This window comes from Catenibacterium sp. GCM10023432 (assembly GCF_042651925.1).
Lineage (GTDB): Bacteria > Bacillota_I > Bacilli_A > Erysipelotrichales > Coprobacillaceae > Catenibacterium > Catenibacterium mitsuoka.
In genome coordinates, this window is record NZ_JBHSEB010000001.1 from 41,506 (window position 1) to 59,842 (window position 18,337).

Sequence of the window (18,337 nt, forward strand, 5' to 3'; positions counted from 1 at the left end):
ATATTATCGAGGTGACAAAATATATGTATTATTTTATAGGTATTAAAGGTTCAGGAATGGCTTCTCTTGCGAGAATTCTATATGATTTAGGTTATGAAGTTGCAGGAAGTGATATTGATAAGTATATCTTCCTTGAAGATGGATTAAGAGAAAGAAATATTCCTATTTATTCATTTAACAAAGACAACATTAAAGACGGTATGGATGTTATTGTAGGGAATGCATTTGATCGATCTAATGAAGAAGTGGCTGCTGCAGAAGATAATCCTAATGTAACAATTCACCATTATTATGATTTCCTAGCTAAGCTTATGGATGATCATATTACTATCGGTATTGCAGGTACACATGGTAAGACTTCTACTACAGGTATGGCTTATCATTTGTTTAAAGATTATGATAAGACAAATGTATTAATTGGAGATGGTACTGGCTATGCTACTAAGGGTGCTAAGTATTTTATAGCTGAATGCTGTGAATATAAAGATCATTTCTTATGGTATCATCCAGATTATTCTTATATCAACAATATTGAAATGGATCATGTAGACTATTTCAAGTCAATGGAACAGTATGAACAGTCTTTTGAAAAATATGCCAACCAGGCAAAAAAGGCTATTGTCATCTGGGGTGATGATCCACATCTTCCACATTTGAATTATACAAAGAGAGTTGTAAAATTCGGTGTAAAAGACGGTAATGATGTTCAGGCTAAAAATGTGATTAATAATGAAAAAGGTCTTTCATTTGATGTATATATCTATGGTGATCTTTTTGGACATTTCACTTTACCATTCTATGGTATGCATACACTTTATAACACATTAGGTGTTATTACATTAGGTTATCTTGAAGGTATGGACTTTGATTATATGCAGAGTCAGTTAAGTACATTTAAGGGAACTAAGAGACGTTATGCAGTGAAAGAAGTAGGCAATAACGTATATGTTGATGACTATGCACATCATCCAACAGCTATTAAATATGTAATTGAAGAAACAAGAACACGTTTCCCTGGTAAGCAGATTGTTGCGGTTTATCAGCCAGATAGATATTCTCGTGGCTTAAGATTTGCGAAGGATTATGCACGAATCATGGATACAGTTGATCATCCATATTTTGTAGATTTCCCTAAAAATGCGCCAAAAGAACCAGGAATCGATATTGATGTCAGTGTTATTACTAAGAACCTACCTCGTTCTAAAGTGGTCACTGAAGATGAAGCAGGTGCAAAAGAATTGGCTCAATATGATAATGCAGTATTCTTATTTATGAGTCCTAAGGATATTTATAAGTTAGAAGATTTAGTTATTAAGGAAAAAGAAAAAGCATAGGAGGACATCCCATGGATATCTTAACAATTTGTCTATGTATTCTAGTGCTCGCTGGTGTATTTGCATTAGTGTCTCTAGGAGTATTTCTTATCCATGCACTTACAACTTTAAAGGATGTCAGTCATTTGGCACAGCATTTAGAAACAACAGTTTCTAAAGTAAATGTTACAGTGGATGATATTAACTATAAAATGGATAAGCTCAATGAACCTATCAATGTGGTAAGTGGTATTTTTAATAGGAAGAGATCAGGCGCAGGTGTTTTAGGAACGGTACTAGGCTTGAAAAATATCTTTAAGAAAAAATAGGAGGTATAATTATGAAATTCGGAAAAGTATTATTCGGAGTAGGATTAGGCGTTTTAGCTGGTTTATTATTTGCACCTAAGAAAGGTAGCGAATTAAGAGAAGACATCAAAGCTAAATCAAAATCTACTTATGACTGTTTAGCAAGTCTTACTAGAGAAGATGTTGAAGCTAAATTAGGAGAAACAATTGAAAATATTAAAAAGTCAGTAGATGAATTTGATCCTGATGATTTTAAAGAAACTACTAAAGAAAAAGTAGATGAAGTACAGAAAAAGTTAGAAATTCTAGCAGAAAAAGTAAAATCTAGTGAAAAATTTGATAAGGTGAAAGGTTCAGTTGTCGAAGTAACTGGACGTGTGAATCAGAAAATTGCTGAAGTGAAAACAATGATTAATGATAAGGCTGCCGTGATTGATGATGATGTGATTGATCAGCAAATTGATGATGTTGAAAAACAGCTAGATGAAATGATTGAGGAAATCAAGGACTAGTATGAAGAAGAAAGTAACAATCTATGATGTTGCAGAAGCAGCTGATGTTTCACTTGCAACAGTTTCAAGAGTAATTAATGGTTCAAATGTTGTAAAGCCTGCAACAAGAGAACGTGTACTTGAAACAATTAAACGACTCGATTTCAAGCCTAATCAGATTGCAAGAGGTCTTGCAACTAGTAAAACTACAACTATTGCAGTTGTATTCCCACAGTCACTATTTGGACATGTAAAAGATATGATTGGTGGTATTGGAGATACTGGACGTACTTTAGATTTCAATATCATTATATATACAACTGATGAACTTGGTTTAGGTAATCCGATTGAAGAAGTAATTGAGAAAGTTATTAAATCAAGAGCTGATGGGATTGTATTATTCAATAATAACTGTATTAATAAAGAAATTGATCTCATTAAAAAATACCGTATTCCTGCAGTTGTTGTTGGATATAAGATTTCTGATGAAGATATCTGTTCTGTATATGTTGATGCAAAGAGTATTGCATATGATATGACTAAACAATTTATTGAACAGGGTAAAAAGGATATCTGCTTTGTAAGAGCAACTCAAAACTTAGTTGATTTAAATGATTTTGCGAAGGGTATTGAAGAAGCATTTAAAGATAGTGGTGTATCACTTCCTGAAGATTATATTGTGGATGTTTCTAACCATTATGAAGAAAGCTATCCTCAATTAAAGGAATATTTTGATACTCATAAGCATGATGTTGTTTTAACAGGCTATGACAAGGAAGCGGTCGCTGTTGTCAATGCAGCAATTGATCATGGTATCAATGTACCTGAAGATATGCAGGTTGTTGGTATGATGGATACAAGTTATGCTAATATTTGTCGTCCACCTCTTACTACTATTCATGTACCTGTATATGATATGGGTGCTATCGCAATTAGACTTCTTACAAAGATTTTAAATCATGAAGAAATTGATGAAGCAGAAGTGCCAATGCACTATGCGTTCATTAAGCGTAATACAACTAAATAACCAAAGAAGGATGCTGAGGCATCCTTTTTTACTGGTTTAGAATGTGCTAAAATAGTATGGCTCATTATAATTACTGGGAGGATTATATATGCTTAAAAATCAGTCTGATACTGCAAATATATTACGAGAAAGAAGCAAACTCAATAAGCGCTTGGCTTATGAAGGCTTACTTGTTGGTATCGTGTCAGGTGCTGTCTGTATCGTTTATCGTCTTGTTTTATCAAATGCAGAATCTATCTATTTTACTATAAGGGACTTTGTCGCACATAACGTGTCTTATTGGCCTTTGTGGATCATTGGCCTTATTGTATTAGGTCTTATTATTTCAGTCTTTTTAAAGTGGGAGCCTATGATTGGAGGCTCTGGTATTCCACAGCTAGAAGCAGAAGTACAGGGACGTATTGATGAATGCTGGTGGAGAGTCTTACTTGCAAAATTCTGTGCAGGTGCACTTGCACTTGTAGGCGGCTTATCATTAGGGAGAGAAGGTCCAAGTATCCAGCTAGGTGGTATGGTTGGTAAAGCTCTTGCGAAAAAAGGAAAACGTGTAAAAACTGAAGAACGTTATTTAATGACAGCAGGTGCCGCAGCTGGCTTATCAGCCGCATTCAATGCACCTCTTGCAGGTATCATGTTTGCTTTAGAAGAAGTTCATAAGAACTTCTCTACAAGTGCACTTGTTTCTGTAATGATTGCATCTATTACTGCGGATTTCTTAAGTAGAAATATCTTTGGGTTATCACCTACTTTAGCTTTCTCAATCAAAGAGACATTCCCTTTAAAGAATTATTTCTGGGTTATTATTCTCGGTATTGTCGCTGGTATATTAGGTGCTTTCTATAATAAGGTTACAATGGGAACTATTAAACTTTATAAGAAAACACCACTCTTAAAGAAACATCAAAGAGTCTTTATACCCTTGGTGTTATCTGGAATTTTAGGATTTTATTGTCCACTTGTCATGGGTGGAGGACATAAACTTGTAGAATATCTCAATGAACCAAATCTTGTTTTATCTACTCTTGTCTTATTGTTTATATTAAAATTATTGATTTCATGTGTTTCATTTGGATCAGGTGCGGCTGGAGGAATCTTCTTTCCATTACTCATTCTTGGAAGTCTGATTGGTGCAAGTGTAGGTAAGGTTGCTATTATGTGTGGTGTTCCTTCTGAGTATTTTATGAACTTCATTATTATGGCAATGGCTGCTTACTTTAGTGCCATTGTAAGAGCACCGATTACTGGTATTGTACTTATTGCGGAAATGAGTGGAACTTTAAAGATGCTCCTACCAATTGCGTTAGTATCCTTTGTTTCTTACTATGTCGCCAATCTTTTACATAGCGAACCAATTTATGAGAGTCTTTTAACAAATCTTTTAAACAATCAGCCTTATCATTCTATGGATGAATATGCGGATAGTAAGGAACTCATTGGCTATACAGTTGGCCTTGGTTCAAAAACTTGTGATCAGTATATTAAGGATTTGCAGCTGCCACGCCGCAGTTTGATTGTTTCCGTTATTCGTGGTGGAGAAGAAATCATTCCAAAAGGAGATACTAAGCTTATTTCAGGAGATCGTGTCATTGTCTTAGTAGATGCATTCCACCTTGATGAGACGAAACTGATGTTGGAAAGTGTCTTTACAAGCTGATATTGACAAACATCATGAATTCATGTAGACTTTTAATTGCGATGAAGAAGACAAGTAATTCATATGCGCTGGTTTAGAGAACTTATGGCTGGTGAAAATAAGAGCAGCAGTATGAACGAATACACTTTGGAGCTTCTAGATGCAAAGTCTAGACGGTGAGTACACCGTTATCAACAAGAGAGCATGTCTATGACATGAATAAAGGTGGTAACGCGAGAATTCGTCCTTTGGATGGATTCTCTTTTATATTATAGGAGGAAATTATGACATTTTATGATGAATTAGTGTGGCGTGGCCTCATTAAAGATGTAAGTTCTGAAGACTTAAAAGATAAGTTAAATGCAGGAGGAATGACATTCTATATTGGTACTGACCCAACTGGGGATTCTTTACATATTGGACATTTCTCATCTTTCTTAATGTCTAAGAGATTAAAGGATGCAGGTCATCATCCAATTCTTTTAGTCGGTGGTGCAACTGGACAGATTGGGGATCCAAAGCCAACAACTGAAAGACCAATGATCACAAAAGAACAGGTACAGCATAACTTCGACTGCTTAAAGAAGCAGGCTGAAGACTTATTCGGTTTTGAAGTAGTCAATAACTTAGATTGGTCTAAGGATATAAATTTCATTGACTGGTTAAGAGATTATGGTAAATATTTTAATATCAACTACATGTTATCAAAGGATATTATCAGAAGAAGATTAGATGAAGGAATCACTTTCACTGAATTCTCTTATATGATTATGCAGGCAATGGACTTCTATTACCTACATGAAAATAAAGGCTGTGATTTACAGGTTGCTGGTCAGGACCAGTGGGGTAATATTACTGCAGGTATTGAATTAATTAGAAAGAAGACTGGTGATGAAGCATATGGATTCACTATGCCTTTACTTACTAAGAGTGATGGTACTAAGTTTGGTAAATCAGAAGGAAATGCAATCTGGTTAGACAGAGAAAAGACTTCACCATACGAGATGTATCAGTTCTTCATTAATAGTGAAGACAGCAAAGTTATTGATTACTTAAAATATCTCACTTTCTTATCTAAAGAAGAAATTGAAGCATTAGAAGAATCAAATAAGAATGAACCACACTTAAGAAAAGCACATAAAGCACTTGCGAAAGAAGTTATTACTTTCATTCATGGTGCAGATGCTTATGAAGAAGCTGTCAACATTTCTGAAAAATTGTTCAGTGGTGATATCAAGAGCATGACTTATGAACAGGTAAAACAGTGCTTCAATGGTGTGCCAAGTATTGATGTCACTGAAGATGAACAGATTTTAAATGTATTAGTAAAAGCAGGTGCTGCTTCTAGTAATCGTGAAGCAAGACAGTTCGTAAAAGGTGGAAGTGTTCTTGTAAATGGTGAAAAGGTCACTGATGAAAAGTTTGTTGTATCTAAAGATAATGCTTTTGGTGGCAAGGTGACTGTTATTAGAAGAGGTAAGAAGAAGTACTTCGTTATTAATCATATCTAAGCAGACAATAGTCTGCTTTTTTTAGGAAGGATGTGAGTAGATGGATGGTATTATTTTAATTAATAAACCACAGGGTATGACAAGTCATGATGTCGTTAATTATGTGAGACGTATTATGCATACTAAAAAAGTAGGACATTGTGGCACACTAGACCCTTTGGCGACTGGTGTTTTAGTTATTGGTATTAATAAAGCCACTAAAGCAATGCAGTTTTTAATGAGTGAAGAAAAAGAATATCGTGCGACCCTTAAACTTGGCAGTGCTACAGATACATATGACTCTGAGGGTAAGGTTCTAGAAACTAAGCCTTTTACTGGTTATGATCATCTAGATGAAGTACTATCTTCTTTTAAAGGAGATTCTATGCAGAAGCCTCCGATGTATTCAGCTATTAAAATTAATGGTAAGAAGCTCTATGAATATGCCAGAGAAGGTATAGAAGTAGAAGTTCCAGAAAGGCCAATAACTATTTATAAACTTGATTTAGTCAATGCACATGATGATGAAATAACTATAGATGTTAAGTGCTCTAAAGGAACATATATCCGTTCTTTATGTGTAGATATTGGGAAGGCATTAGGCTATCCTGCTCATATGACTGCATTAGTAAGAAATCAGTCAGGACATTTCACTATTGATCAGGCAGTGACTTTAGTTGAACTTGAAGAAAACAATGGACCAGTGATTCCGTTAGAAGAAGTATTCTCTTATTATGATTCTATTGTCGTAGATGAAAGAATTGTCATGACTGGTCAGAAAATCAAGAGTGACATAGATCATAATGTGGCTGTTTATTCAAAGGAAGGTAAGTTACTTGCAATATATGGCCCAGATGGAAAAGGTTCTTTAAAGAGCTTGAGGGGGCTTTTCTAATGAAGGTCATAAAAATGGAAGAGGCGAATTTAAAAGAACCTCTTTCTCTTGCAATTGGCTTTTTTGATGGTTTACATCTTGGTCATATGTCTTTGATTAATGAAGTATTGAAATATAAAGGAGAAACAAAAACAGCTGTCATGAGCTTTGATGTGCATCCTTTATGTGTCTTAAAGGGTGAAAAGAGACAATCAATTATCACTTTAGAAGAGAAAAAAGAGCTTCTAGAAGAAATGGGGATTGATTATCTCCTTGTTATTCATTTTACTAAGGAAGTAGCAGCATTAAGTCCACAGGCATTTATTGATGAATATTTAAATAAGCTTCCTTTGAAAAGACTTGTATGTGGTTATGATTTCCATTTTGGTGTTCATAACAGCGGTAATATAGAAGATCTGAAAAAACAGTCATTTGATCTTATTGTGAAAGATGCTGTTATGTATAATGAAACGGAAAAAGTATCCTCAACTCTTATTAAGAAACTGATGGATCAGGGAATGATTGAAGAAGTCAATACATTGCTTGATAGACCTTATCAAGTAAAGGGAACAGTTATTCATGGTAAACAAAGAGGACGCTTGATTGGCTTTCCTACATTAAATATTGATTATGGCATGAAATACTTACCTAAAAGAGGGGTATATGGCACAATTGTAGAAATCAATCATCGTTATTATATAGGAATGGCGAATATTGGTATGAATCCTACATTCAATGATATCAATCGTCTTTCATTAGAAGTCAACGTTTTTGATTTTGATGAAGATGTGTATGGTAAAGAAGTAGAGGTTACTTTCTATTTATATAAGCGTGAAGAAACTGTTTTTAATGGATTAGAAGGACTAAAAACACAGTTAACAGAAGACAAGAAATATTTAAGTCAAGTCATGAAAAAGTATTTGACTTTATATCAAAATAGTGTAGAATAAGCCTTGCAACAATGTCTAGGATATTTGTACCTCTTACATCTAGCTTGGATATTGCGAAGAGTATAATTTAGGAGGAAAACATAATGTTAACTAAAGAAGAAAAAGCTAAGATCATGGCTGAATATGGTCGCGTAGAAAAGGATACTGGTTCTCCAGAAGTTCAGATTGCATTATTAACTGCTGATATCAACAAGTTAAACGGTCACTTCAAACAGCATCCAAAGGATAATCATTCTAACAGAGGTCTTTTAAAGAAGATCGGTAAGAGAAGAGACTTATTAAAGTATCTTAAGAGTGAAGATCTTGATAGATATACAGCTTTAACTGATAAGTTAGGATTAAGAAGATAAAAAACAAAAGCCCTATGGGGCTTTTTTTCATGTCTCTGTCAAATAATTGTTTGTGTAATAGTTGATTTATGATATAATTTTGAAGAATATGAGGTGAATTTATGGCAAAACAAATTTTTAGTATGGATTTCTATGGTAAGAAAATCCAGGTTGAAGTCGGTGAAATGGCTAAACAGGCAAACGGCTCTTGTTTAGTAAGATATGATGATACAGTCGTTCTTTCTACAGCATGTGCAGGGAAAGAACCAAAAGATGTAGATTTCTTCCCATTAACAGTAACTTATGAAGAAAAGTTATATTCTGTAGGTAAGATTCCAGGTGGATTCTTAAAGCGTGAAGGCCGTCCTAGTGAACATGGTACATTAACTGCAAGAATGATTGATAGACCTATCCGTCCATTATTCGCAGATGGTTTCAGAAATGAAGTACAGGTTGTTAATACTGTACTATCAGTTGATCAGGAAGCAACTCCAGAAATGGCAGCAATGCTTGGTGCATCAATTGCATTATGTATTTCTGATATTCCATTCAATGGTCCAATTGCAGGTGTTAACGTAGGTTTAATTGATGGTGAATTTACTGTCAACGCAGGGCCTGAAGATATGGCTAGAAGTGAAATCAACCTTGAAGTAGCAGGTACAAAGGATGCTATTAACATGGTTGAAGCTGATGCAAAAGAAGTTGACGAAGAAACAATGTTGAATGCATTGATATTCGGTCATGAAAAGATTAAGGAATTAATTGCTTTCGAGGAACAGATTGTAGAAGCTGTTGGCAAGGAAAAGATTGATGTTCCACTATTTGCATTAGATGAAAATATTGTTTCTAGCGTAGAAGCAATGGCTAAGGAAGAAATGATCAAAGCCATTTCTATTCCTGGTAAGCTTGAAAGATATGCTGCTATTGATGAATTAGATGCTAAGGTTGTGGAATCTTTTGAAGAAAAAGAATATGCAACTGCTGAGGAACATGATAAGACTATTAAACAGGTTAAGATGGTTCTTGGTGATCTTGAAAAAGAAGAAGTAAGACGTCTTATTACTGAAGAAAAGGTAAGACCTGATGGTCGTAAAGTAGATGAAGTACGTCCGTTAGACGCACAGGTAGATTTATTACCACGTGTACATGGCTCTGCTATGTTCACTCGTGGCGAAACTCAGGTATTATCTGCCTGCACACTTGGTGCATTAGGTGAAGTTCAGAAAATTGATGGTCTTGGAATGGAAGACCAGAAACGTTTCATGCATCATTATAACTTCCCACCATATTGTGTAGGCGAAACAGGAAGAATGGGTTCTCCAGGCAGAAGAGAAATCGGCCATGGTGCTTTAGGTGAAAGAGCCTTAAGACAGGTTATTCCTTCTGAAACAGAATTCCCATATACAATCAGAGTTGTTGCTGAAGTATTAGAATCTAACGGTTCTTCTTCACAGGCTTCTATTTGTGCATCAACTATGGCTTTAATGGCTGCTGGTGTTCCAATTAGTAATCCAGTGGCTGGTGTCGCTATGGGTCTTGTTAAAAAAGGCGAAAACTATACAATCTTAACTGATATCCAGGGTATGGAAGACCATCTTGGTGATATGGATTTCAAGGTTGCAGGTACAAAGAACGGTATCTGTGCATTACAGATGGATATCAAGATTGATGGTATTACTAAAGAAATTCTACAGGAAGCATTAGCTCAGGCAAAGGTTGCAAGAGGACAAATCATGGACTGCATGATGTCAGCAATTAGTGAACCTAGAGATCACTTAAGTCCATATGCTCCTAAGGTTGCTATGATGAAGATTGAACCTGAACAGATTAAAGATGTAATCGGTAAGGGTGGAGATATGATCAATAAGATTATTGCGGAAAGTGATAATGTTAAGATTGATATTGATGATGAAGGTAATGTTACTATCTATCATTACTCTCAGGAAGCCATTGACCATGCAATGGGTATGATCAAGGATTTAACTAGAAAAGTTGAAGTAGGCGAAATCTTCGATGGTAAGGCTGTAAGAGTTGAAGAAAAGTATGCATTTATTGAATTATTCCCTGGTACAAATGGATTCTTACATGTAAAAGATGTTGCTTGGGATAGAACAAATAAAGTCAGCGATGTGATCAATCTTGGCGATACAGTAAAGGTTAAAGTAACTCAGATTACTGATAAGGGTGTGAATGTTTCTAGAAAAGCATTATTACCAAAACCAATCGTTAAACATGAAGCACCTGCTGAGGAAAAGAAATAATGAAAGTTATTCTTGCAAGTACTTCTCCTAGACGAAAAGAACTGCTTGAAAGAGAAGGCATTGATTTTATTATCGATGCCTCTTCTATTACTGAATATCTTGATTCGTCTCTAGAAATAGAAGAAAGACTTAAGAAACTCGCATATGATAAAGGTATTTCTATTCATGAGAAATATCCTGATGATGTTGTAATCAGTGCTGATACAACAATCTATCATAATGGAAAGATTATTGGTAAAGCTCACAGTGCTCATGAAGCAAGAGAAATTCTTGAATCATTAAGTGGTGATACACATAGTGTGTTTACATCAGTAGCTGTATTCTATAAAAATCAGGTTTGTACATTTGTAGATGAAACAAAAGTTACATTCAAGAATATCAATGATATGATTGATGATTATCTTTCTATTGATGAATGGAAGGGTAAAGCGGGTGCTTATGCGATTCAGGGTATTGCAGGAAAATTCATTGAAGAAGTGCAGGGAGATATTGATATCGTCATTGGACTCCCAGTAAAGCATGTAATAGAAGTCATTGAAACAATGATTGAGAAGCCATTATAGGCTTCTTTTTTTATGCTTACATGTAAGCGCTTCATATTTATATTGAAAACGCTAACAATTTAATTTATAATAGAGAGTGGAATTTACATAAGGAGGAAATATCATGAATTCAAAAGTTAAAAAAATTGCGCTATTGTCTGGCGGAGGAGATTGCCCAGGCTTAAATGCGGTAATCAGAACAATCACTAAGATTGCGATTGAAAAATATAATTGGGAAGTCATTGGCTTTGTATATGGTTATCGTGGATTGTATAATAATAATTATGTTGAATTAACTGTAGACAAGGTAGAGGATATATATAAGGAAGGCGGAACTATTCTTTATAGTTCTAATAAGGATAACCTATTCGATTATCTTGTAGATGATGGAAATGGTGGGAAAGTAAGAAAAGACGTAAGTGATGTAGGCGTTGAAAATCTTAAGAAAGATGGTGTTGATGTATTAGTTGTATTAGGTGGCGATGGTACATTAACAAGTGCTAGAGATTTCAGCAGAAAAGGTGTCAATGTCATTGGTGTACCAAAGACTATGGATAATGACCTTACTTCTACAGATTTAACATATGGGTTCATCAGTGCGATGAGTGTTGGTACTGAATTCATAGATCGTCTTCAGACTACTGCAAAATCACATCATCGTGTCATCTGTTGTGAATTAATGGGTAGAGAAGCTGGATGGATTTCATTGTATGCAGGTCTTGCAGGTAATGCGGGTGTTGTATTGATTCCTGAAATTCCATTTACTATTGAAAATATTGCGAAAGCAGTTAAGAAACGTGATGAAGCAGGTCTTCCATATACTGTTATTGCAGTAGCTGAAGGTGCTAAGTATGCAGATGGTACAAAGTCAATCGGCAAGATTGTAGAAGATTCACCAGATCCAATTCGTTATTCTGGACTTGCTGCAAAGGTAGCTGATGATCTAGAAAAAGTCATTCCTAATCATGAAGTACGTTCTGTCAATCCGGGTCATATTATCCGTGGTGGTGATATTGATGCATATGACAGAATCTTATCTATCAGATTTGGTAATAAGGCATGTGCTATGATTGATGAGGGCTTATTTGGAAATGTTGTATCATTAAAGGGTGGCAACATGGAATATACTTCACTTGAAGAAGTAATCGGTGATGCGAAGTTTGGTAAGCAGAAGCTTGTTGATCCTAATGGAGATCTTGTTCAGGCTGCTAAAGCCATGGGCGTATCATTTGGTGATGAATAATAAGACAAGAACCTTACATTTTGTAAGGTTTTTTAATTATGTTGACAGATAGTCTAATTTTGATAAAATGGAAACTCAAGGAGGCAAAAATGATAGAAGAACTTATTGAAGAAGGCCAGTATCAAGTCGCATTAAGTCGTTTGACAGATATGGATGACGAGATGACTAGATATTATCGTCTTGTATGCTTGAATGCATTAGAAGATTATCAAAGATGTATGCAGGAAGGGGCCGTTGCGAAAATGCAGGCCAATAACACTTATTATGAAGTGACTGCTTTATATTTAAATGCTTTAAAAGAACTTGAAGAATATGAACAGGCAATTAATATTCTTATTGAAGAATTATCCATGCCTTATATCCCTCAGCAGTATGAAAACTTATTCAATGCGGTTTATGATGAAATTATTCTTATGAAGCAGGAAAAGAATTACCAGCTAGAAAACAAGAGTACCATTATGTCTGCACAGGAAATTGGTCGTCTGCTTGATAGAGATGAAGTGAATGATGATTTGATTTATATGGCACTTGATCAATTGCAGCAGTTAAACATCCGTATGATCATTCCTGAAGTAGGAAGATTCTTAGAAAATCCTCATAAGTCATCTTTTGCGAAGACACTTATTATGGAAATCTTGATTGATCAACAGGTGGATGAAGAATTCACTGTAGTGAAAGGTGATGAAACATATTACTTTAATGGCTCTTATAGTCCTTTAGTATTAGAAAGAGAATGTTACATATTGATTGGTAAATCTCTTTCAAGAGTATTAGAAGATCATAATCCTACGCTTCTCTCACAATGTCTCGATTATTTGGAATATTATCTTTATACTCTCTATCCTAAAGATATTATGCCAGAAGACTGTGACCTAGTTGCAGCAACTATACACTATTATGTTGCGACTTTACAGAATATACCAGTCGATCCATCTGATATAGAAATTGATTACAATTGCGATTTATCAGACGTTGAAAAAGAAATCTTAGCACTCAAACAATTAGAGTGTTAAATTGTTGCATTGCATGAATCTTTCATGTATAATAGCAATTGCAAATAGTAAAGGAGATTAAGAAATGAATACAGAAGTTAAAAAACTTGAGAAATCAATGGTTGAAATCAAAGCCGTTTTCGATACAGAAGAATGGGCAGCAGCTCAGGAAAAGGCTTTAAATAAGTTAGCTGGTTCAGTTAAGTTAGATGGTTTCAGAAAGGGACATGCTCCAAAGAATTTAATAAAAGCTAAGATTGGTGCTAAGGCATTAAGAGAACAGGCTGTTGAAGAAATCTTAAGCGAAAACTATGCTAAGATCTTCATTGACAACAATGTAACTCCAGTTGCTCAGCCAACTGCAAACGTTGTTAAGTCTACTGAAACTGAATTAGAAGTAACTTTCACTTGTCCAGTTAAACCTGAATTCGAATTAGGTGAATACAAAGGATTAGAAGTTAAGAAGACTCAGGTAAGAGTAACTAAGAAAGATGTTGAAGAAAGATTAAATGACTACCAGAAGCAGTTTGCTGAATTAGTAGTTAAAGAAGAAGGAACAGTTGAAGAAGGCGATACAGCTGTTATCGATTATGAAGGTTTCAAAGATGGTGTTGCTTTTGAAGGCGGAAAAGCAGAAAACTATTCACTTGAAATCGGTTCTCACTCATTCATCCCTGGATTTGAAGAAGGTCTAATTGGTATGACTGCTGGTGAAGAAAAAGAAATCAACTTAACTTTCCCTAAAGAATATCATGCAGCTGATTTAGCAGGTGCTGAAGTAGTATTCAAGGTTAAAGTTCATGAAATCAAAGCAAAGGTTTTACCTGAAATTGATGATGAATTAGCAAAAGATGTTAACATTGAAGGTGTTGAAACATTAGAACAGTTACAGGAAAAGATCAAAGATCAAATCAGAACTATGAAGAAGGCTGAAGCTGAAAACAAGTTCAACGAAGAAGTAATTAAGGCTGTTGTTGCTAACAATACAATCGATGTACCAGATGCAATGGTTGATAGCGAAGTTATGAACATCATTAACGAAATCAACCAGAACTTATCTCAGCAGGGATTAAACATTGAATTATACACTAAGATGACTGGTAAGACAATGGATGATATCAAGGCTGATGTTAAGGATCAGGCTGAAGAAAGAGTTAAGTTAAACTTAATCCTTGATAAGATCGTTAAGGCTGAAAACATTGAAGTGACTGATGCAGAAATGGAAGATGAAATGAAAGAAATCGCTACATACTACAACATGCCACTTGAAGAAGTTCAGAAGGTTCTTGGTGGTCAGGAACATGTATTAAAGGGTGATTTAACTCACAGAAAGGCTCTTCAGTTAATAAAAGATAATGTGAAATAAGACGCCTACGCGTCTTATTTTTTCTAAGAAAGGAGAAATAGGTTATGGAAAATTTAAATGTGACAGTTGATCTTCCTGTTATTTGTACGCGCGGTATGCTTGTATTTCCAGGACATGAATTGTCTTTAGATGTAGGACGTACATTTTCCTTAAATGCAATGGATCTATCTGTTAGTCAGCATGATTCTAATATTGTATTAGTGTCACAGATCCATCCTTTAGAAGAAGAAATAAATTTTGACATGGTTTACCACCATGCCACACTTTGTAAAATTACAAAACGTATTAAAAAAGATAATCATGGTACTATCAAGCTTACTGTAGTAGGTGAAAAGCGTGTTGAATTAGAATCACTTTATACTGAAGGTGAATGCTATTATGCAAAGGTACGCTATTTAGAAGATATCCATGGTGATCAAAATGAAGAAATTGCTTTAGTACGTAGAATTACTGAACAGATGCAGTCGATGAATGGGGCAAATCAGCTATTACCTAGAGAATTGATTGCAAATATTACTAACGGCTTATCAGCAAGTGAACTTGCTGATACTATCGGTCATTATATTAACTCTGAACTTGTTGAAAGAGAAAAGATTCTTGCCGAGCCTGATGTAAATAAGCGTCTTTTATTAGTTCTTGCATGTATGCAGAAAGAAAAGGCAATAAATGAAATTGAAAATTCTATCAATAATCGTGTTAAGAAGAGTATTGATGAAAACCAGAAAGAATTCTATTTAAGAGAAAAGCTTAAAGCGATTAAAGAAGAATTAGGTGATACACCTAATGGTGAGGATGAAGTTGAGAGATTCCGTTCTATGATCAAAGATAATCCTTATCCACAGAATGTTAAAGATAAGTTGACTGAAGAGTTAGCACGTTATGAAATGATGCCTTCTACTTCACCTGAAGCCAATGTTGTTCGTACATATCTTGATTGGATGACTAAACTTCCTTGGTTTGAAATGACTGAAGATAATCAGGATATAACTAAGGTAGAACAGATCCTTGATGAAGATCATTTTGGTTTAAAGAAACCTAAAGAAAGAATTTTGGAACAACTTGCTGTAAAACAGATGACCCAGTCTTTAAAGGCACCTATTATCTGTTTAGTAGGCCCACCAGGTGTTGGTAAGACTTCTATTTCTAAATCTATTGCACGTGCATTAGATCGTAAATTTGTGAAGATTTCTTTAGGTGGTGTCACTGATGAATCAGAAATCAGAGGACATCGTAGAACTTATTTAGGTTCAATGCCGGGTAGAATTATTCAGGGTATGAAAAAAGCTGGTGTCATGAATCCTGTCTTCTTACTTGATGAAATTGATAAGATGGCAAGTGATTATAAGGGTGATCCTACAAGTGCGATGCTTGAAGTATTAGACCCTGAACAGAATTCTATGTTCTCAGATAACTATATTGAAGAACCATATGATTTATCACAGGTTTTATTTATTGCGACTGCAAATGATTTAGGAGGTATTCCAGAACCGTTACGCGATAGATTAGAAATCATTGAATTATCTTCATATACTGAACAAGAAAAACAGATGATTGCGAAAGATCATTTGATTAAGAAAGAACTTAAGAATCATGGTTTAACTGATGAACAGTTAACTATTACTGATGAAGCTATCATGTATATAATTAGACACTATACACGTGAAGCAGGTGTCCGTCAGTTAGAAAGACTTATTGCGGCAATCTGTAGAAAATCAGTATTAAAGATTCTTAAAAAGACAACTGATCATGTTGTTGTAGAAGTTGAAGATTTAGAAGAATTATTAGGTAAAGCACCATTTGATCATACAAAGAAACAGCCAAAGCCTCAGGTAGGTGTTGTGACTGGTTTAGCATGGACTCAGTTTGGTGGCGATATTCTTCCAATTGAAGTGAATCACTTTAAAGGTAGCGGTAAATTTATCGTGACTGGTCAGCTGGGTGATGTCATGAAGGAATCTGCATCAATTGCATTAGACTATCTTAAGGCCCATGCTGATAAGTATAACTTGAAGGATATTGATTTTGATAAGCAGGATATTCATATTCATGTACCTGAAGGTGCAGTGAAGAAGGATGGACCAAGTGCTGGTGTCACTTTAACAACTGCTATTTATTCAGCCTTTACACAAAAACCTGTACGTGATGATGTCGCAATGACAGGTGAAGTGACATTAACTGGTAATGTATTACCAATTGGTGGTTTAAAAGAAAAATCAATTTCCGCTCATCGTTCTGGTATTCATACAATCATTATTCCTAAGGATAATGCCAAGGATATTGACGATATTCCAGAATCAGTAAGAAAAGATTTAACTATCATCACAGCAGATCATATTGATACTGTTTTAGAAAATGCATTGGTAAAGTAGTATGTATATGATTAAAAAAGCCGAATTCATGTTATGTGCAGCCTGGCCAAGTCAGTGGCCGGATGAATCATTACCTGAAGTAGTCATGGCTGGACGTTCAAATGTAGGAAAGTCAAGTTTTATTAATACAGTAACCAATGTACAGGGGCTTGCGAAAGTGAGTTCTACTCCTGGTAGGACGCGTACTCTTAATTTTTTCAATATTAACGATGAATTAAGACTGGTCGATGTGCCAGGATATGGCTATGCGAAAGTGCCAAAGAAGATGTTAGAGCAGTTCTCAGAAATGATTGACAATTACTTACGTAATAGAAAGAATCTTAAAGCGATGATTCTTATTGTGGATTATCGTCATAAACCAAAAGATGATGATGTGACAATGTATGACTATGCAAAGCATTTTGGTATTCCAGTTATTGTTGTCGCAACGAAAGAAGATAAGCTTAAACGTAATGAACTTGTCAAGAATGAGAAGCTTATTAAAGAAACATTGGATTTTGATCCGAATGACCACTTTGTACGTTTTTCTAGTTTAAAGAAAAAAGGCGTCAGAGAAGTCTGGGATTGTATCTTAGAACTATGCGAAGAGAGATGATAAATCTCTCTTTTTTTCTTTCTTCACAAATGCCTTATTTTAGTATATAATGTGTCGCAAGAAGGGAGTTTTTTGATGATTAAGATTTTATTATGCTGTGCATCAGGGATGAGTACAAGCTTGCTTGTAGAAAAGATGAAAAGAGCAGCAGCTAAACAGAGCGTGGAAGCAGAAATCTGGGCAGTGAATGCTGAAAATACAGATTTAAAGGATGTAGAGGCTGATATTATATTTCTAGGCCCACAGGTTCGCTATGCAAAGGATGAAATTCAGGAAACTGTTGGTTCTATTCCAGTTTATATGATTGGTATGAAGGACTACGGTATGATGAATGGTGAATCAGTACTTGAACAGGCTTTAGAATATCTAGGTAAATAAGTTCATTGACTTTGGACTATGCCTTTGGTAGAATAATAGCAAGCGTTGAAGAGGAGGAGTACAGTTATTCTTCTTAAAGAGACCTCTTGGTTGGTGTGAAAGAGGAGAGTGAAGACTGGAAGGTAGCCTTGGAGCATATTTGGTGAATGAAGTAGTCAGATACGTAATACTGCGTT

The 18,337-nt window shown here is 35.1% G+C and carries 17 protein-coding genes and 2 other annotated features (1 of these 19 cut by a window edge); all 17 genes read left to right on the forward strand.

The genetic code is table 11. From position 1 onward, the window contains the following. The first annotated feature begins 23 nt into the window (after positions 1-23). Positions 24-1,334 (forward strand): UDP-N-acetylmuramate--L-alanine ligase, encoded by a 1,311-nt coding sequence (locus ACFOZZ_RS00225; protein ID WP_006504365.1) that lies wholly within the window; start codon positions 24-26, stop codon positions 1,332-1,334. Between the two features lie 11 nt (positions 1,335-1,345). After that, positions 1,346-1,642, forward strand: coding sequence for a DUF948 domain-containing protein (locus tag ACFOZZ_RS00230; RefSeq protein ID WP_055233432.1), 297 nt, complete (start codon positions 1,346-1,348; stop codon positions 1,640-1,642). An 11-nt stretch (positions 1,643-1,653) separates the two neighbouring features. Next, the gene (locus ACFOZZ_RS00235) at positions 1,654-2,133 is read left to right on the forward strand and encodes a YtxH domain-containing protein (protein WP_376814476.1); all 480 of its coding nucleotides are present in this window, start codon (positions 1,654-1,656) and stop codon (positions 2,131-2,133) included. A gap of 1 nt (position 2,134) precedes the next feature. Further along, on the forward strand, positions 2,135-3,139 hold the full coding sequence (locus ACFOZZ_RS00240) for a LacI family DNA-binding transcriptional regulator (RefSeq protein ID WP_055288712.1): 1,005 nt from the start codon (positions 2,135-2,137) through the stop codon (positions 3,137-3,139). A gap of 88 nt (positions 3,140-3,227) precedes the next feature. Next, positions 3,228-4,793, forward strand: coding sequence for a ClC family H(+)/Cl(-) exchange transporter (locus tag ACFOZZ_RS00245; protein ID WP_278780003.1), 1,566 nt, complete (start codon positions 3,228-3,230; stop codon positions 4,791-4,793). 32 nt (positions 4,794-4,825) lie between these two features. Further along, positions 4,826-5,024, forward strand: a binding site (T-box leader). 32 nt (positions 5,025-5,056) lie between these two features. Continuing rightward, entirely contained in the window at positions 5,057-6,283 is a 1,227-nt protein-coding gene (gene tyrS, locus ACFOZZ_RS00250) for a tyrosine--tRNA ligase (protein WP_055288714.1), read from the forward strand. A gap of 40 nt (positions 6,284-6,323) precedes the next feature. Then, on the forward strand, positions 6,324-7,157 hold the full coding sequence (truB, locus tag ACFOZZ_RS00255; RefSeq protein WP_147556417.1) for a tRNA pseudouridine(55) synthase TruB: 834 nt from the start codon (positions 6,324-6,326) through the stop codon (positions 7,155-7,157). Continuing rightward, complete coding sequence (locus ACFOZZ_RS00260) at positions 7,157-8,086, forward strand: bifunctional riboflavin kinase/FAD synthetase (protein ID WP_147556416.1); 930 nt, start codon at positions 7,157-7,159, stop codon at positions 8,084-8,086. Before truB ends, ACFOZZ_RS00260 begins: the two co-directional genes overlap by 1 nt. 83 nt (positions 8,087-8,169) lie before the next feature. After that, positions 8,170-8,436 (forward strand): 30S ribosomal protein S15, encoded by a 267-nt coding sequence (gene rpsO, locus ACFOZZ_RS00265; protein ID WP_006504357.1) that lies wholly within the window; start codon positions 8,170-8,172, stop codon positions 8,434-8,436. 101 nt (positions 8,437-8,537) lie between these two features. After that, positions 8,538-10,676 (forward strand): polyribonucleotide nucleotidyltransferase, encoded by a 2,139-nt coding sequence (pnp, locus tag ACFOZZ_RS00270; protein ID WP_278861796.1) that lies wholly within the window; start codon positions 8,538-8,540, stop codon positions 10,674-10,676. Next, on the forward strand, positions 10,676-11,239 hold the full coding sequence (locus tag ACFOZZ_RS00275) for a Maf family protein (protein WP_376814477.1): 564 nt from the start codon (positions 10,676-10,678) through the stop codon (positions 11,237-11,239). The genes pnp and ACFOZZ_RS00275 overlap by 1 nt, the downstream gene beginning before the upstream one ends. Before the next feature lie 103 nt (positions 11,240-11,342). Next, positions 11,343-12,461, forward strand: coding sequence for a 6-phosphofructokinase (locus tag ACFOZZ_RS00280; RefSeq protein WP_006504354.1), 1,119 nt, complete (start codon positions 11,343-11,345; stop codon positions 12,459-12,461). An 89-nt stretch (positions 12,462-12,550) separates the two neighbouring features. Then, on the forward strand, positions 12,551-13,474 hold the full coding sequence (locus ACFOZZ_RS00285; protein WP_278860722.1) for a hypothetical protein: 924 nt from the start codon (positions 12,551-12,553) through the stop codon (positions 13,472-13,474). Positions 13,475-13,538: 64 nt separating this feature from the next. Beyond that, a complete protein-coding gene (gene tig, locus ACFOZZ_RS00290; RefSeq protein WP_376814478.1) occupies positions 13,539-14,819 on the forward strand; it encodes a trigger factor in 1,281 nt (426 codons plus the stop codon). 44 nt (positions 14,820-14,863) lie between these two features. Beyond that, positions 14,864-17,188 carry an endopeptidase La gene (gene lon, locus ACFOZZ_RS00295; RefSeq protein WP_329966301.1) on the forward strand — a complete coding sequence of 775 codons (2,325 nt, stop codon included), beginning with the start codon at positions 14,864-14,866 and terminating at the stop codon, positions 17,186-17,188. 1 nt (position 17,189) lies between these two features. Next, the gene (gene yihA, locus ACFOZZ_RS00300) at positions 17,190-17,783 is read left to right on the forward strand and encodes a ribosome biogenesis GTP-binding protein YihA/YsxC (protein WP_376814479.1); all 594 of its coding nucleotides are present in this window, start codon (positions 17,190-17,192) and stop codon (positions 17,781-17,783) included. A gap of 75 nt (positions 17,784-17,858) precedes the next feature. Continuing rightward, entirely contained in the window at positions 17,859-18,161 is a 303-nt protein-coding gene (locus tag ACFOZZ_RS00305) for a PTS sugar transporter subunit IIB (RefSeq protein WP_278779599.1), read from the forward strand. Between the two features lie 36 nt (positions 18,162-18,197). Beyond that, positions 18,198-18,337 (forward strand) — a binding site (T-box leader); it runs 62 nt beyond the window's last position.

What these genes read in the sequence shown, in the direction of transcription:
- ACFOZZ_RS00225 (WP_006504365.1), top strand. Translation starts at nt 24, where the DNA reads ATGTATTATTTTATAGGTATTAAAGGTTCAGGAATGGCTTCTCTTGCG.
- ACFOZZ_RS00230 (WP_055233432.1), top strand. Translation starts at nt 1,346, where the DNA reads ATGGATATCTTAACAATTTGTCTATGTATTCTAGTGCTCGCTGGTGTA.
- ACFOZZ_RS00235 (WP_376814476.1), top strand. Translation starts at nt 1,654, where the DNA reads ATGAAATTCGGAAAAGTATTATTCGGAGTAGGATTAGGCGTTTTAGCT.
- ACFOZZ_RS00240 (WP_055288712.1), top strand. Translation starts at nt 2,135, where the DNA reads ATGAAGAAGAAAGTAACAATCTATGATGTTGCAGAAGCAGCTGATGTT.
- ACFOZZ_RS00245 (WP_278780003.1), top strand. Translation starts at nt 3,228, where the DNA reads ATGCTTAAAAATCAGTCTGATACTGCAAATATATTACGAGAAAGAAGC.
- tyrS (WP_055288714.1), top strand. Translation starts at nt 5,057, where the DNA reads ATGACATTTTATGATGAATTAGTGTGGCGTGGCCTCATTAAAGATGTA.
- truB (WP_147556417.1), top strand. Translation starts at nt 6,324, where the DNA reads ATGGATGGTATTATTTTAATTAATAAACCACAGGGTATGACAAGTCAT.
- ACFOZZ_RS00260 (WP_147556416.1), top strand. Translation starts at nt 7,157, where the DNA reads ATGAAGGTCATAAAAATGGAAGAGGCGAATTTAAAAGAACCTCTTTCT.
- rpsO (WP_006504357.1), top strand. Translation starts at nt 8,170, where the DNA reads ATGTTAACTAAAGAAGAAAAAGCTAAGATCATGGCTGAATATGGTCGC.
- pnp (WP_278861796.1), top strand. Translation starts at nt 8,538, where the DNA reads ATGGCAAAACAAATTTTTAGTATGGATTTCTATGGTAAGAAAATCCAG.
- ACFOZZ_RS00275 (WP_376814477.1), top strand. Translation starts at nt 10,676, where the DNA reads ATGAAAGTTATTCTTGCAAGTACTTCTCCTAGACGAAAAGAACTGCTT.
- ACFOZZ_RS00280 (WP_006504354.1), top strand. Translation starts at nt 11,343, where the DNA reads ATGAATTCAAAAGTTAAAAAAATTGCGCTATTGTCTGGCGGAGGAGAT.
- ACFOZZ_RS00285 (WP_278860722.1), top strand. Translation starts at nt 12,551, where the DNA reads ATGATAGAAGAACTTATTGAAGAAGGCCAGTATCAAGTCGCATTAAGT.
- tig (WP_376814478.1), top strand. Translation starts at nt 13,539, where the DNA reads ATGAATACAGAAGTTAAAAAACTTGAGAAATCAATGGTTGAAATCAAA.
- lon (WP_329966301.1), top strand. Translation starts at nt 14,864, where the DNA reads ATGGAAAATTTAAATGTGACAGTTGATCTTCCTGTTATTTGTACGCGC.
- yihA (WP_376814479.1), top strand. Translation starts at nt 17,190, where the DNA reads ATGTATATGATTAAAAAAGCCGAATTCATGTTATGTGCAGCCTGGCCA.
- ACFOZZ_RS00305 (WP_278779599.1), top strand. Translation starts at nt 17,859, where the DNA reads ATGATTAAGATTTTATTATGCTGTGCATCAGGGATGAGTACAAGCTTG.